This window comes from Flavobacterium helocola, assembly GCF_038289885.1.
Taxonomy (GTDB): domain Bacteria; phylum Bacteroidota; class Bacteroidia; order Flavobacteriales; family Flavobacteriaceae; genus Flavobacterium; species Flavobacterium cheniae.
The window spans coordinates 689,816-705,003 of record NZ_JBBYHT010000001.1; the positions used below are offsets into that span (position 1 = coordinate 689,816).

A 15,188-nucleotide genomic window follows, 5' to 3' on the forward strand; every position below is an offset into this window, starting at 1 on the left:
TAAGAAAGCGACAAAATGAGCACAAAATTTACTGAATACAAAGGACTTGACTTGCCAACAGTAGCATCAGAAGTTCTTGATTTTTGGAAGAAAAATAACATCTTTGAACAATCGGTAACTTCTCGTGAAGGAGCTACACCTTACGTGTTTTTTGAAGGACCACCATCAGCAAATGGTTTGCCTGGAATTCACCACGTAATGGCACGTGCTATCAAAGATATTTTTTGTCGTTATAAAACTCAAAAAGGCTACCAAGTTAAGCGTAAAGCAGGCTGGGATACGCATGGTTTGCCTGTAGAATTAGGTACCGAAAAAGAATTAGGCATCACCAAAGAAGACATCGGAAAAACCATTTCAGTTACCGAATACAACGAAGCGTGTAAAAGAACCGTTATGCGTTACACTGACGTATGGAACGACCTTACCGAAAAAATGGGATATTGGGTAGATATGGAAGATCCATATGTGACGTACAAATCCAAGTACATGGAAACGGTTTGGTGGTTGCTAAAACAAATTTACAACAAAGATTTACTATACAAAGGCTACACAATTCAGCCCTATTCACCAAAAGCCGGAACAGGTTTGTCTTCGCACGAAGTGAATCAGCCAGGTTCATACCGTGATGTTACGGATACTACGATTGTAGCACAATTCAAAGCAAAAGAGGAAGCCTTACCAAGCTTTTTACAAGGTTTTGGAACGGTTCATTTCTTAGCTTGGACGACTACACCTTGGACGTTGCCATCAAATACAGCGTTAACCGTTGGTCCAAAAATCGATTATGTTTTAGTAAAAACGTTCAATCAATATACTTTTGAACCTGTAAATGTGGTTTTAGCTAAGAATTTAGTTGGGAAACAATTCGGTAAGCGTTATTTTGAATCACAAAATAAAGAGGATTTTAAAGCATATTCTTTAAAGGTTTTAAACACTTTAAAATTTGAAGATGAATTAGATAAGCTTCAAGCTTCTATTCAATCTTCTAATAAGTTGATGGAATATAATGATAATTTTAATGAGACATTCAATAGAATGTTTAACTTGGATTATAAGCAGGCATTATTTCTTAGTGAATACAATTCAATTAAAGAAAGAAGAAATGAATTGTTTAAAGAAGATATGCCTACATGGGCTAAACCAATTGAAGTAAAAGACCCTATTCCATATGAAATTTTAACTGAGTTTAAAGGTGCTGATTTAGTAGGAATTCGTTACGAACAATTATTGCCATTAGCTTTACCGTATCAAAATCCAGAAAATGCGTTTCGAGTAATTTCAGGTGATTTCGTTACTACAGAAGACGGAACTGGAATTGTACACACAGCACCAACTTTCGGAGCTGATGATGCTAAAGTTGCCAAAGAAGCAACACCAGAAGTGCCACCAATGTTGGTTTTAGATGAAAACGGAAATCCTGTTCCATTGGTAGACTTACAAGGAAGATTTATTCAAGGTTTAGGTGATTATTCTGGGAAATATGTTAAAAACGAATATTACAACGACGGAGAAGCGCCAGAACGCTCAGCTGACGTAGAAATCGCAATCCAATTAAAAGAAGAAAACAAAGCCTTTAAGGTTGAAAAATACGTACACAGTTACCCACATTGTTGGAGAACAGACAAACCAATTTTATATTATCCATTAGATTCTTGGTTCATCAAAGTAACCGAAATCAAAGATAGAATGTTCGATTTAAACGAAACCATCAACTGGAAGCCAAAAGCAACTGGAGAAGGTCGTTTCGGAAATTGGTTGAAAAACGCAAATGATTGGAACTTATCACGTTCAAGATATTGGGGAATTCCTTTACCAATTTGGAGAAGTGAAGATGGAACCGAAGAAATGTTGGTTGGTTCAGTTGAAGAATTGTACAACGAAATCGAAAAATCAATCGCTGCTGGTTTCCAAACAGAAAATCCATACAAAGGATTCAAAATTGGAGACATGAGCGAAGCCAATTACGATTTAGTGGATTTACACAAAAACGTAGTAGACGGAATTGTTTTAGTTTCTCCATCAGGAAAACCAATGAATCGCGAAACTGACTTAATTGACGTTTGGTTCGATTCAGGTGCGATGCCTTATGCACAATGGCATTATCCATTTGAGAATAAAGAATTAATTGATGAAAATAAAGCATTTCCAGCCGATTTTATCGCGGAAGGTGTTGACCAAACACGTGGTTGGTTTTATACATTACACGCGATTGGAACTTTAGTTTTCGATAAAATTGCCTACAAAAACGTAGTTTCAAACGGATTAGTTTTGGACAAAAACGGACAAAAAATGTCGAAACGTTTAGGAAATGCGGTGGATCCATTTACTACTTTGGCAGAATACGGTCCAGATGCTACACGTTGGTACATGATTTCGAATGCAAATCCTTGGGACAACTTAAAATTTGATATCGAAGGTGTGGCTGAGGTTCGTAGAAAATTCTTCGGAACACTTTATAATACGTATTCGTTCTTCTCGTTATATGCTAATATTGATGGATTTACTTATTCTGAAGCGGAAGTTCCATTAGAAGAAAGACCAGAAATCGACCGTTGGATTTTATCCGAATTACATACTTTAATTCAAGTAGTGGATGAAGCGTATGCAGATTACGAACCAACAAAAGCCGCTCGTGCTATTTCTGATTTTGTTCAAGAAAACTTGAGTAACTGGTACGTTCGTTTATGTAGAAGAAGATTCTGGAAAGGTGATTATGCGCAAGATAAAATTGCAGCTTATCAAACGCTTTATACGTGTTTGGTAACGGTAGCAAAGCTTTCGGCTCCAATTGCACCATTCTTTATGGATAAACTTTACAGAGATTTAACACAAGCTACAGGTTCTGAGTCATTTGAAAGTGTACATTTGGCGAAATTTCCAGTTTCGGTTGAAAACTTTGTTGATAAGTCGTTAGAGAGCAAAATGTTGAAAGCACAAACGGTTTCTTCATTAGTTTTATCGCTTCGTAAGAAGGAAATGATCAAAGTGCGTCAACCGTTGCAAAAGGTAATGATTCCAGTACTTGACGACAATCAGCGTGCTGAAATTGAGGCAGTTTCTGACTTAATTATGGCTGAGGTAAACGTAAAAGAAATTGAGTTATTAGACGATGCTTCAGGTGTTTTAGTGAAGCAAATTAAGCCCAATTTCAAAACATTGGGACCGCGTTTTGGTAAGGATATGGGATTGATTTCCAAAGAGATACAAGGTTTTGGGCAAGAAGAAATTGCTAAATTAGAGCGTGATGGTGAGCTGGTTATGGATATTTCAGGAAAAAGTATAACTTTATCACTAGAAGATGTAGAGATTTCTTCACAAGATATCCCGGGTTGGTTAGTAGCCAATTCAAACGGAATTACGGTAGCGTTAGACATTACGATTTCCGATGAATTAAGAAAAGAAGGTATCGCGAGAGAGTTAATCAACAGAATCCAAAATATCAGAAAAGACTCTGGTTTTGAAGTAACTGACAAGATTACCGTTAAAATGGAAAAAAATGCTCAAGTTGAGGAAGCCGTTTTAGCTAATGAATCGTATATTAAGTCAGAAACTTTAACCGAATCGTTAATTTTTGTGGAAAACCTTGAAAATGGTACGGAAATTGAGTTTGATGATATAAAAACAAGTATATTAATTTCAAAATAAGAACCGAAAGGTTTTTAATCGACGTATAACTATAAAAAAATATTGAAATTATGGTAGAGGAGCAAATTAGATATTCAGACGCTGATTTGGCTGAATTCAAAGCGTTAATTCAAGCGAAATTAGAAAAGGCTAAAGGTGATTTAGAGCTTATTAAGAGTGCTTACATGAATGACTTAAACAACGGAACTGATGATACATCGCCAACGTTTAAAGCATTTGAAGAAGGTAGTGAAACAATGAGTAAAGAAGCCAATTCACAACTAGCTATTCGTCAAGAAAAATTTATTAGAGATTTAAAAAATGCCTTAATTCGTATCGAAAACAAAACCTATGGTTTGTGTAAAGTTACAGGCAAATTAATAAGTAAAGAGCGTTTAAAAATCGTTCCTCATGCAACTATGAGTATCGAAGCAAAAAACTTGCAACGTTAATCTTTTTACAAAATTATACTAACGCTCCGTTTGGGGCGTTTTTTATTTGATAAAAACTACTACTTTTGCAAAAAAATTGAACATGTCGTTAAAGAAAGCCTATATTTTAATCATTGCTATTTTATTAATTGATCAGATTTCGAAAATCTACATCAAGACGCATTTTTTTATTGGAGAATCAATAAAAGTAATGGGTTTAGAATGGTTTCAAATTCATTTTATAGAAAATGAAGGTATGGCTTGGGGTGCTGAAATTCCTGGCGAACATGGAAAATTAATCTTAACTTTATTCCGTATCGTAGCCGTAGGTGGAATCGCTTGGTGGTTGTGGGATTCGGTAAGAAAAAAAGCATCAAATTATTTAATCGTAGCTATTGCTTTGATTTTTACAGGCGCTTTAGGAAACATTATCGATTCGGTTTTTTACGGTGTCATTTTTAACGATAGTTATCATCAAGTGGCAACAGCTTTCTCTGACCAACCATACGGTACTTGGTTTCACGGTGAAGTAGTAGATATGTTTTATTTTCCAATGTGGGAAGGAAACTTACCTTCTTGGTTACCAATTTGGGGCGGCAAACACTTTACTTTCTTCAATGCCATTTTCAATGTAGCCGATGTAGCGATTTCAACTGGTGTTGGGATTTTGATTGTATTTAATAAAAGAGCGTTTGCTCATGCGGATAAAGAGGAAGAAACTATTCAAACTCAAGAATAATGTTTCCGACAGATTCTGAATTTACACTTTTATACTTTGTGTATTTTTCGGTATTTATATATTTCTTTTTAGGACTATTTTTTACTAAAAGAATTATATATAAAGTGAATTTGATTATTTTTTTAATCTATTTCTTTCTGATGTTTTATGTTTTTTTAGATGAAGACAATTTTAAAGGAGGAAATTCATTAGCAGTTCTTTTTTCAGGTGGAATTTTTGTTATAACCCATATTGTTATCTATGGTTTAGTTGAATTGATTAGGAGTTTTCAAAAGAAATAACTCCCTCAGGCGTCACACAAAAATCCAATTTCACATCACTTTCTGAAACATCGTCAATTTTTTCTTCTGGAGGAAAGAACGATAATCCAATTTTAATCGTTTCGGGCTTGCATTTGCTTAAAAAGTTATCGTAAAACCCTTTTCCGTAGCCAACGCGATTTCCTCGCTTGTCATAAGCTAAAAGCGGCACAAAAACCACATCAATTTTCGCATCAGGCACTTCTAAACCATCAACCGGTTCTGGAACGTTGTAACTGTTCTTTTTGATTTTGGTATTATCCGTTAATAAAAAATGCGTCATTCCTAAAGTAGCAAACTCGCACTTCGAAATAACGATTTCTTTATCTTTTCCCGCTAAAATTTGCAGAATATATTCGGTATTGATTTCTTTTTGCTCTTCAATGGTTAAAAACAAATGGTAATACAATTTGTCCCAAATGTTCATTCGCAACAATTGGTTCGCAATCGCTAAACTTTTGTCTTCGATTTCCTCTTGAGTTAACTTTTGCCTTTCAGCTTTTGCCTTTTGCCTTAACGATTTCTTATCCATTTACAGACGCTTTCAATTCGTCTATAAATTTAGTCAAATGTTCTACTTCTACGTGATCCATTAACACAATTTTGTACCATTTGTTGTTTTTGTTGTGTTGTTGCGGAACCAAATCGTACTTTTCAGCAATTTTTTCTGGAATCGATTCCGAATGAATCGTTACGATATTTATAAATGGTTCACGGAAATATTTTATGTTTAAATGGTCTAATTCGTTACATAAAAATTGAGTACGCATTTGTAAAATGCTCACTTTTTCGAACCAACCATAAGCGCCATAAGTAAATAAAATCATCCAAACCGCTACGGCATTTGCACCAGAACGACTTCCGCAAAGCGTTAAATCCATGCCTTCTACGTATTCTGCTTCTTTGGTCAATACGTTTTCGATTAAACCTTTTCGGCAAACAAAAACACCTGTTCCATAAGGCGCTTGCAACATTTTGTGTGCATCAATCGTAATCGAACTAATTTTAGGATTACTGAAGTTGATATTCGATTTTTGATTGCTAAACGGATACACAAATCCGCCATAAGCACCATCAATGTGCAAACGGTAAGTAACGTTATGTTTTTCTAATATCGAAGTATAATCATCAGGATTATCAACTGAACCAAACATGGTTGTTCCCATATTGGAAACGGCAATGAAGTATTTTTTACCTTTATTTTTAGCTTCTGAAATGATGTTATCCAATGCATTCACATCTATTTCACGATTTTCAAAAGCTACAGGAATTTTCAACCAATCGATTTGCAATAAATTAGAAGCTTTGGGAATTGAATAATGTGTGTCTTCCGATGCTAAAATGGCAATTTCGTCTAATTTCGCATCAAAATTATGTAGAAATTCATTTCTAAAAACCCAAATCGCTTGAATGTTGGCTTCCGTTCCGCCAGGAGCGATATAACCGTCGAATTCGTTTTCTTTAGCTTTGAAAATATCAACAGCAATTACATTTAAAACTTCACGTTCAATTTCTTGTGTACCATAAAACGCTTTTTCAGAAGTGCCAAAAGTGTGACATCCAATGTTATTTGGATTCGCAACATAGGTTTGAAGCGTGGGTGCATCTTTCAAAAAAGGCGCATCATCATAAAAAACGCGACTATCTAACTTAGAAGCCGGATAGCCTAAAGAAGCGTCTTTTGAGAAGTTAACATTATCGTGTAAGGCTTTATCAATTCTTACTTTTCTTTCTTCGTTTGTTAGTTTTTTCCAGAAGTTCATACCTAAAAATTTTGACGAAATTACAGGTACTAATTCAATAAAAACATGATAATTGTTAGCTTTCTGATTCTAAGTGAGTAGAAATATGAAAAATAGCATCACCTTGGTAAATAATAGGCGCATCATTTACATTAATTACATAACCTTCATGTGGCGCTTTCATTTTATGTTCTACTTTTCCATATGGGTCAGAAATAGTAGCTAGTAATTCGCCTTTTTTTACAAAACTTCCAATCGTAGTTAAACCATGAAACATGCCTGAATATTTCGCTCTAATCCAACTCGATTTTTCTATATAGATGGTTTTGTTGTCTTTTTTTGCTGCTTTTTTTCTCGGATTTAGCATTTCTAAATGATCCAAAAAGCGCTTGGTTCCTTCCACGGCTTCTTCGGTAACTTGAAGATTTAAATCCAATGATTTTCCACCTTCAAAAAGCAACATTTTTATGCCTAATTTATCGCAAGAATTTCGGAACGAACCCGAAATATTCTTCGAATACAATGTAAAAGGCGCATTAAAAACATCGGAAAGTTGCTTTAATTCAGGGTTTTCTGGTACTATTCTAATTTGCGGAGCATTAAATCGACTCGCACCACCCGCATGAAAATCGATGGCATAATCTACGTGCGGAATAATATCTTTTAAAATATAATACGCAAAACGACTCGCCAAAGAACCTGTTTTACTTCCAGGAAAAACTCGATTCAAATCGCGACCATCAGGAAATTCTCTAGTTTGATTTACAAATCCGAAAATATTGATAATCGGAATACAAATTATCGTTCCGCGTTTTGGTTTGTTGATTTTTTGAATGATTAACTGACGCACAATTTCGGTACCATTGATTTCGTCGCCGTGCAAACAAGCGGTGAATAAAACCGTTGGACCATCAATTTTTGAACGCTCCACAATTATTGGAATCTTCAATTTATTCATGGTGTGCAACTTGGCAATTTCCATATTAATGGTTTTGCTTTCGCCAGCTAAAATGGTTTCTTTAAGGATTACAAGTGGTTTTGAGGCTGTCATTTGGTTGATTCTAAGGTGTTAAAAATACGAAAAGTTCAAGAACAAGGGCAAGTTCAAGTTCAAAAATCAATATTTTTTTGGAACGCAGATTGAAGAAATGAAAAGTTTAAAAGTAAAGCGTCTCTGTGTAACTCTTTTCAAAAGCATCAAAATCAAAAAAAGCTCCGTGAATCTCTGTGTAAAAAACAACGCTCCAATAAGCGCTGCAAAGCATTCGTTTCATCCGCGTGCCAATTCAAACAATTCTCTTATCTTTGTTCTTTACCTCTTTTTTTAAAATGCAAACACCATTAGAACTTCAAATCCAAACTTTGCCTGATAATCCGGGTGTGTATCAGTATTATGATAAGGATGGAAAAATTCTATATGTTGGGAAGGCGAAAAATTTAAAAAAGCGCGTTCAATCGTATTTCACGAAGAATCACGATAATTATAAAACGTCGGTTTTAGTTAAGAAAATTGTTGCGATAAAACACATTGTAGTTCCAACAGAAACCGATGCGTTATTGTTGGAAAACAACTTAATTAAAAAGCTGCAACCGCGTTATAATGTGTTGCTTCGCGATGATAAAACCTATCCTTGGATTTGCATCAAAAATGAACGTTTTCCTCGAATATTTTCCACTCGAAAAATGATTAAAGATGGTTCTGAATATTTTGGACCTTACACCAGTTTTAAAACTGTTCATACAATTCTAGATTTAATCAAAGAATTGTATCCCCTGCGAACTTGTAATTACGATTTATCGAAAGCAAATATCGATTCGGGGAAATTTAAAGTGTGTTTGGAATATCATATTGGCAATTGCAAAGGACCATGTGAAGGGTATGAGTCATTGGAGCATTATCAAAGTCAGATTGAAAAAATTCGTCAAATATTAAAGGGAAATTTCAAAGAAAGTTTAAAAGATTTCAAGAAATTAATGACTGATTTGGCGATGGAAATGAAGTTTGAAGAAGCGCAAAAAATCAAAGAAAAAATCGAGGTTTTAGAAAATTACCAATCGCGTTCCACAATTTTGAATCCGAAAATATCCAATTTAGATGTGTTTTCGATTATTTCCGATGAAACAATGGCGTATGTGAATTTTTTACAAATTTCGCACGGTGCAATTGTTCGTTCGCATACATTGGAATTGAAGAAAAAATTAGACGAAACCAACGAAGAATTGTTAGAATTAGCCGTAGTAGAATTACGTGAACGTTTTCACTTGAATTCTAGAGAAATTGTTGTTCCCTTTCCAATTGATTTAGGAGAAAACATCAAAGTTACAGTGCCTCAATTAGGCGATAAAAAGCAAATTTTAGAATTATCAGAACGTAATGCCAAATATTATCGATTAGACCAATTAAAACAAATTCAAATCGTTGATCCAGAGCGACACACCAATCGCATCATGGCGCAAATGCAAAAAGATTTGCGTTTATCGGTTGAACCAAGACATATTGAATGTTTTGATAACTCGAATATTCAAGGAACCAATCCAGTTTCGGCTTGCGTAGTGTTTAAAGATGGAAAACCGAGTAAAAAAGATTATCGTCATTTCAATATCAAAACGGTTGAAGGTCCAAATGATTTTGCTTCAATGGAAGAAGTCGTTTATCGTAGATACAAACGCATGTTAGAGGAAAATCAGCCCTTACCACAATTGATTATTATTGATGGAGGAAAAGGGCAATTGTCATCGGCATTAAAAAGTATTGATGATTTAGGTTTGCGAGGTAAAATAGCTATTATCGGAATTGCAAAACGTCTGGAAGAATTGTTTTATCCGGGTGATTCGGCACCTTTGTATTTGGATAAAAAATCGGAAACCTTGAAAGTGATTCAGTTTTTAAGAAACGAAGCGCACCGATTTGGAATCACACATCATCGCGATAAACGAAGTAAATCAGCGTTAACGAATAGCTTAGAAAGTATTCCTGGAATTGGCGAAAAAACCATGATTACATTAATGAAACATTTCAAAAGTGTTAAAAGATTGCAAAATGCCGACGAAAAAGCAATTTCTGAAGTTGTAGGTGTTTCAAAAGCCAAAAAAATTTCCGACTTTTACAAGAATAAATCCCTATAAAAAGAAATGAAAAAACTGCTCTTGTTTGTAAGCCTACTAATTTTTACCCAAATCAGCTTAGGACAAGAAAATCAGCGACCAAAAGTAGGACTTGTGCTTAGTGGAGGTGGTGCAAAAGGATTGGCGCATATTGGTGTTCTTAAAGTAATTGATTCGCTTGGAATTAAGGTAGATTACATTGCAGGAACCAGTATGGGAGCCATCGTGGGCGGATTGTACGCGTCTGGATATAATGCAGAGCAATTAGATTCTATTTTTTCTAAAATTGACGTAGATGCCTTACTTCAAGATTACACACCTAGGGAATCAAAATCGTTTTACGAAAAACGAAATGATGAGATTTACGCCTTAACGCTACCGTTTAATAAATTCAAATTAGGTTTACCTTCTGGTTTATCTAAAGGCCTTTATAATTTTAATCTAATTTCTTCTTTAACACAACAAGTAAGTCATATAAGAGATTTTGACGAGTTACCCATTCCGTTTTTATGTATTGCAACTGATGCTGAAACAGGTGAAAAAGTGGTTTTAGACTCAGGAATCTTAGCTCAAAACATGATTGCCAGTGGTGCGTTGCCTACGTTGTACAGCCCAGTTGAAATGAACGGAAGATTGTTGATTGACGGTGGTGTTATAGATAATTATCCTGTTGAAGAACTAAAAGCAAGAGGATTGGATATTATAATTGGTGTTGACGTTCAGGATGGTTTAAAAACCCGAGAAGAATTGAAAGGCGTAACATCGGTTTTAGCACAGATTAATAATTTTTCCATGATTGAAAAAATGGAGGGAAAACAAAAAGCAACTGATATTTACATCAAACCAGACATTAAAGGCTATACCGTTGTAGATTTTGAAAAAGGCAATGAAATTATTGCAAAAGGGAAAGAAAAAGCGTTAGAATTTATAAAGGAACTAGCGCCATATGGAAATTCAAATTCAAAAAATGATAAAAAAATAGTCTTTCAAGATTCTATTTATATCAAAGATATTGTGTTTAATAAACTGGATAATTATACTCGCGCATACATTGTAGGGAAATTAAAGTTCAAAAGAAATATCAAAATTTCTAATGCCCAATTGCAAAAGGGAATTTTAAATTTAAATGCTACACAAAATTTTAGCGCTATCAATTATTCATTTGAAAAAATGCAAGATGGCGACAAATTAATTTTGCAATTAAAGGAAAATGACAATAATACGTTCTTGAAATTTGGATTGCACTATGATGATTTATTTAAAAGTGGAATTTTATTGAATTACACCAAAAAAAGATTAATAGCAAAGAATGACGTTGCTTCTTTAGATGTTATATTAGGAGATAATATTCGATATAATTTTGATTATTATATTGATAATGGCTTTCATTGGAGTTTTGGGTTCAATTCAAAGTTAACGACATTTAATAGAAATATTACTAGTAATATTGCCGATGACGTTGTTTTTAACTCAACAGCCAATGCAATTAATGTAGATTTTTTCGACTTGAGTAACCAAGCGTATTTGCAAACGATTTTTGCTCAAAAGTTTTCTTTAGGAGGTGGATTAGAATTTAAAGTTTTAAAATTGGAATCGGAAACACTAGAGAATACTGATCCTGTTTTTGATAGTAGTGATTATCTGTCGGTATTTGGTTTTGTAAAATATGACTCATTTGATAAAAAGTATTTTCCAAGAACTGGCTGGAATTTTAATTCTGAGATACGTTCTTATGTTTATTCATCTGATTATAAAAATAATTTTGAACGATTTTCAGTAGCAAAAGCTGATTTTGGTGTTGCACAAACCGTTTTTAAAAATATGACGCTTAAATTTCAAACTGAAGGTGGTTTTGCAGTAGGCGAAAGAAGTATTTCTTATTTTGATTTTATTTTAGGAGGTTACGGATTTCAACAAGTAAATAACATCAAGCCCTTTTTTGGTTATGATTTTTTAAGTATTGCTGGAGATAGTTATGTAAAACTTTTATTAACAGCAGATTATGAGATTTTTAAGAAGCATCATTTGAATTTTAGTGCTAACTTTGCTAATGTTGGAAATAAAATTTTTGACACCATAGAGACTTGGTTTGTACAGCCAAATTATTCGGGTTATTCCTTTGGTTATGGGATGGAAACTGTAATTGGACCGGTTGAAATTAAACACTCCTGGTCGCCAGAAACTAAAGATCATCACACTTGGTTTTCAGTAGGGTTTTGGTTTTAAAATATTTTTTTCGATATTTGTAATGATGAAAAATTGGACAGACTTACTTTCGCATTTAAAGTTCCTCATCAAGAGAAATCCTGAGTGAGCATAACTTCTTTTCGATTTACAGCAGGATTTTGTAATCTTGCTAAAAGCTATTTTAGAACTTTTAATAAAAGAAAAAATGCCAATATATCACAAATTAGGAGAAATTCCTCGCAAACGTCATACACAATTCCGTAAACCAAACGGAGATTTGTATTATGAGCAATTGTTTGGAACAGTTGGTTTTGACGGAATGTCAACCAATTCATATCACGAACAAAGACCTACTCAGGTTAAAGAAATCAGAAGACAATATAGTGTTTCGCCAAAAATCGCAAAGTCAAATAACATTCAGTCTTATAAATTAAGAGGTTTTGATATTGCACCTCAAGACGATTTTCTAGAAAGTAGAAAAATTGTTTTAACGAATTCTGATTGTCACATCGTTTTAGCAGCACCAAGAAAATCAACAACCGATTATTTTTATAAAAATACCGATTCAGATGAAGTAATCTTCATTCATCAAGGAACTGGAAAACTAAGAACCATGTTAGGAAATTTAGATTTCAAATATGGCGATTACTTAGTAGTTCCAAGAGGAATGATTTACAAAATCGATTTCGATACCGAAGACAATCGCTTGTTTATCGTAGAATCACATTCGCCAGTTTATACACCAAAACAATATAGAAACTGGTTCGGACAATTATTAGAACATTCGCCGTTTTGCGAGAGAGATATTCGTCGTCCAGAAGAATTAGAAACTTACAATGAAAAAGGAGATTTCGTAATCAAAGTAAAGAAAAAAGACGAAATTTTCGAAATGGTGTATGCTTCGCATCCGTTTGATGTTATTGGATATGATGGGTTTAATTATCCTTATGCCTTTTCAATACATGATTTCGAACCAATTACAGGAAGAATTCATTTACCACCACCAGTTCATCAAACTTTTGAAACAAATGCATTTGTAATTTGTTCGTTTGTTCCAAGATTATACGATTATCACCCATTATCAATTCCAGCACCTTACAATCATAGTAATATTGATGCCGATGAGGTTTTATACTATGTAGATGGTGATTTTATGAGTAGAAATGATGTAAAACCAGGGAATATTTCGTTACATCCTGCAGGAATCCCTCACGGACCACACCCAGGAGCAGCAGAAAGAAGTATTGGTAAAAAAGAAACGTTAGAATTAGCCGTAATGGTAGATACTTTCAAGCCTTTAATGGTTACAGAAGACGCTATGGGTATTGCTGATGACACGTACTTTCAATCTTGGTTAGACTAATGAATTATAATAAATTATCAGCCGACCCAACAGCTTTAATACTTGGAATAATTGCTTTTGTAATTATGATCTTAGGATTTTGTTGTGGATTAGTAGTTTTTGTTTCGTTAATTTTAGGAGTTGTAGGATTAGTTCTTTCAATAAAAAGTCTTAAAGAGTATGAAGCAAATCCAACAGTATATTCACACCAAAGTAGACAAAATGTATATGTTGGAAAAATCATTTGTTTGGTAACAACTATTTTATCAGCAATGTATTTTATAGTAATAATAGTTGCGGTTGTGGTTTATCAAGTTGGTTTTTCCGACATCATAGAAAACAGATTAGATCAAATTAAAAATCAAGAAGTTAACGATTCCATTTATTTGGAAGAAGAAATTGAAGAAAATTATAATAACGATTCCATTTATATAGATTCCACTTTTGTAGATTCTATGAGAGCGGAAAAATAAAATTTAAGAATTATGGCACAAGAAATAAAATCAGTAGAATACGGATTAGAAAAAATATTTGAAGGAGCACAAGACTTTTTACCTTTAATGGGAACAGATTACGTAGAGTTTTACGTAGGTAACGCAAAACAAGCGGCTCATTTTTACAAAACAGCTTTCGGATTTCAATCATTAGCATATGCAGGATTAGAAACTGGCGTAAAAGACAGGGCTTCTTATGTTTTAAAGCAAGATAAAATCCGTTTGGTATTAACAACCGCTTTGAATAGCGATTCTTTAATTGGCGAACACGTAAAAAAACACGGAGATGGTGTTAAAGTTATTGCACTTTGGGTAGAAGATGCACGTTATTCTTTTGAAGAAACTACAAAGCGTGGTGCAAAACCATATTTTGAACCAGTAGTTGAAAAAGACGAAAATGGAGAAGTTGTTCGTGCGGGTATCTATGGCGCATACGGAGAAACTGTTTTCATTTTTGTAGAACGCAAAAATTATAACGGAATCTTTTTACCAGGATACAGTGAATGGAAATCAGATTACAATCCAGAACCAGTGGGGTTAAAATTTATAGACCACATGGTGGGTAACACGGGTTGGAACAGAATGAATGAAGCTGTAAAATGGTTTGAAGATGTTATGGGATTTGTGAATTTTCTTTCATTCGACGACAAACAGATTACTACGGAATATTCAGCTTTGATGTCTAAAGTAATGTCTAATGGTAACGGAAGAATTAAATTCCCTATCAATGAACCAGCAGAAGGGAAAAAACGTTCTCAAATTGAAGAATATTTAGATTTTTATGAGGGTGAAGGTGTACAGCACATTGCAGTAGCAACAGATGACATCTTAACTACAGTTGCTGAAATGCGTGCAAGAGGTATCGAGTTTTTAAGTACTCCGCCGCAAGCATATTACGATGCAATTCCAGAAAGATTAAAAGATCACATGGATAAATTCAAAGAAGATATTAATGAACTTCAAAAATTAGGTATCATGATTGATGCTGACGAAGAAGGATATTTATTGCAAATTTTTACCAAGCCAGTTGAAGATCGTCCAACACTTTTCTTCGAAATTATTCAAAGAATGGGTGCTAGAGGATTCGGTGCAGGTAACTTTAAAGCCCTTTTTGAGTCAATTGAGCGTGAGCAAGAATTGCGAGGTACATTATAAAAAGACCAAATCATTAACAAATCATCAAATTATAACGTTGTAGTGGTGTCATTTTTGATAAAAAAATGTT

Annotated in this window: 11 protein-coding genes; 8 read left to right on the forward strand and 3 right to left on the reverse strand. The window is 34.1% G+C overall.

The annotated features are described in order from the left end of the window. Positions 1 to 15: 15 nt before the first annotated feature. The 3 genes from ileS to AAEO58_RS03270 all read left to right on the forward strand — a co-directional run bounded on the left by ileS (position 16) and on the right by AAEO58_RS03270 (position 4,794). Positions 16 to 3,645 (forward strand): isoleucine--tRNA ligase, encoded by a 3,630-nt coding sequence (gene ileS, locus AAEO58_RS03260; RefSeq protein WP_341681891.1) that lies wholly within the window; start codon positions 16 to 18, stop codon positions 3,643 to 3,645. A 50-nt stretch (positions 3,646 to 3,695) separates the two neighbouring features. After that, complete coding sequence (locus AAEO58_RS03265) at positions 3,696 to 4,076, forward strand: TraR/DksA family transcriptional regulator (protein ID WP_073581819.1); 381 nt, start codon at positions 3,696 to 3,698, stop codon at positions 4,074 to 4,076. Positions 4,077 to 4,158: 82 nt separating this feature from the next. Beyond that, entirely contained in the window at positions 4,159 to 4,794 is a 636-nt protein-coding gene (locus AAEO58_RS03270) for a lipoprotein signal peptidase (protein ID WP_341681896.1), read from the forward strand. A 258-nt stretch (positions 4,795 to 5,052) separates the two neighbouring features. Here AAEO58_RS03270 and AAEO58_RS03275 read toward each other — a convergent pair whose 3' ends face one another. Genes AAEO58_RS03275 through AAEO58_RS03285 form a run of 3 tightly spaced genes read right to left on the reverse strand, consistent with a single transcriptional unit; the run spans position 5,053 to position 7,886 of the window. Next, entirely contained in the window at positions 5,053 to 5,625 is a 573-nt protein-coding gene (locus tag AAEO58_RS03275; protein WP_341681897.1) for a 5-formyltetrahydrofolate cyclo-ligase, read from the reverse strand. Further along, positions 5,618 to 6,856 (reverse strand): aminotransferase class I/II-fold pyridoxal phosphate-dependent enzyme, encoded by a 1,239-nt coding sequence (locus tag AAEO58_RS03280; RefSeq protein WP_341681898.1) that lies wholly within the window; start codon positions 6,854 to 6,856, stop codon positions 5,618 to 5,620. The genes AAEO58_RS03275 and AAEO58_RS03280 overlap by 8 nt, the downstream gene beginning before the upstream one ends. Positions 6,857 to 6,911: 55 nt before the next feature. Beyond that, positions 6,912 to 7,886 (reverse strand): succinylglutamate desuccinylase/aspartoacylase family protein, encoded by a 975-nt coding sequence (locus tag AAEO58_RS03285; RefSeq protein WP_341681900.1) that lies wholly within the window; start codon positions 7,884 to 7,886, stop codon positions 6,912 to 6,914. Positions 7,887 to 8,164: 278 nt separating this feature from the next. Between AAEO58_RS03285 and uvrC the strand changes: the two genes are divergently transcribed. From uvrC to hppD, 5 genes are all read left to right on the forward strand, one after another. Continuing rightward, entirely contained in the window at positions 8,165 to 9,961 is a 1,797-nt protein-coding gene (uvrC, locus tag AAEO58_RS03290) for an excinuclease ABC subunit UvrC (RefSeq protein ID WP_341681902.1), read from the forward strand. Positions 9,962 to 9,967: 6 nt separating this feature from the next. Then, a complete protein-coding gene (locus AAEO58_RS03295; RefSeq protein WP_341681904.1) occupies positions 9,968 to 12,166 on the forward strand; it encodes a patatin-like phospholipase family protein in 2,199 nt (732 codons plus the stop codon). A 166-nt stretch (positions 12,167 to 12,332) separates the two neighbouring features. Further along, positions 12,333 to 13,490: a homogentisate 1,2-dioxygenase gene (locus AAEO58_RS03300; protein ID WP_341681906.1), complete on the forward strand. Its 1,158-nt coding sequence runs from the start codon at positions 12,333 to 12,335 to the stop codon at positions 13,488 to 13,490. Beyond that, a complete protein-coding gene (locus AAEO58_RS03305; RefSeq protein ID WP_341681908.1) occupies positions 13,490 to 13,942 on the forward strand; it encodes a CCC motif membrane protein in 453 nt (150 codons plus the stop codon). Before AAEO58_RS03300 ends, AAEO58_RS03305 begins: the two co-directional genes overlap by 1 nt. Positions 13,943 to 13,954: 12 nt before the next feature. Next, positions 13,955 to 15,118: a 4-hydroxyphenylpyruvate dioxygenase gene (hppD, locus tag AAEO58_RS03310; protein WP_133609239.1), complete on the forward strand. Its 1,164-nt coding sequence runs from the start codon at positions 13,955 to 13,957 to the stop codon at positions 15,116 to 15,118. The last annotated feature ends 70 nt before the right edge of the window (positions 15,119 to 15,188 follow it).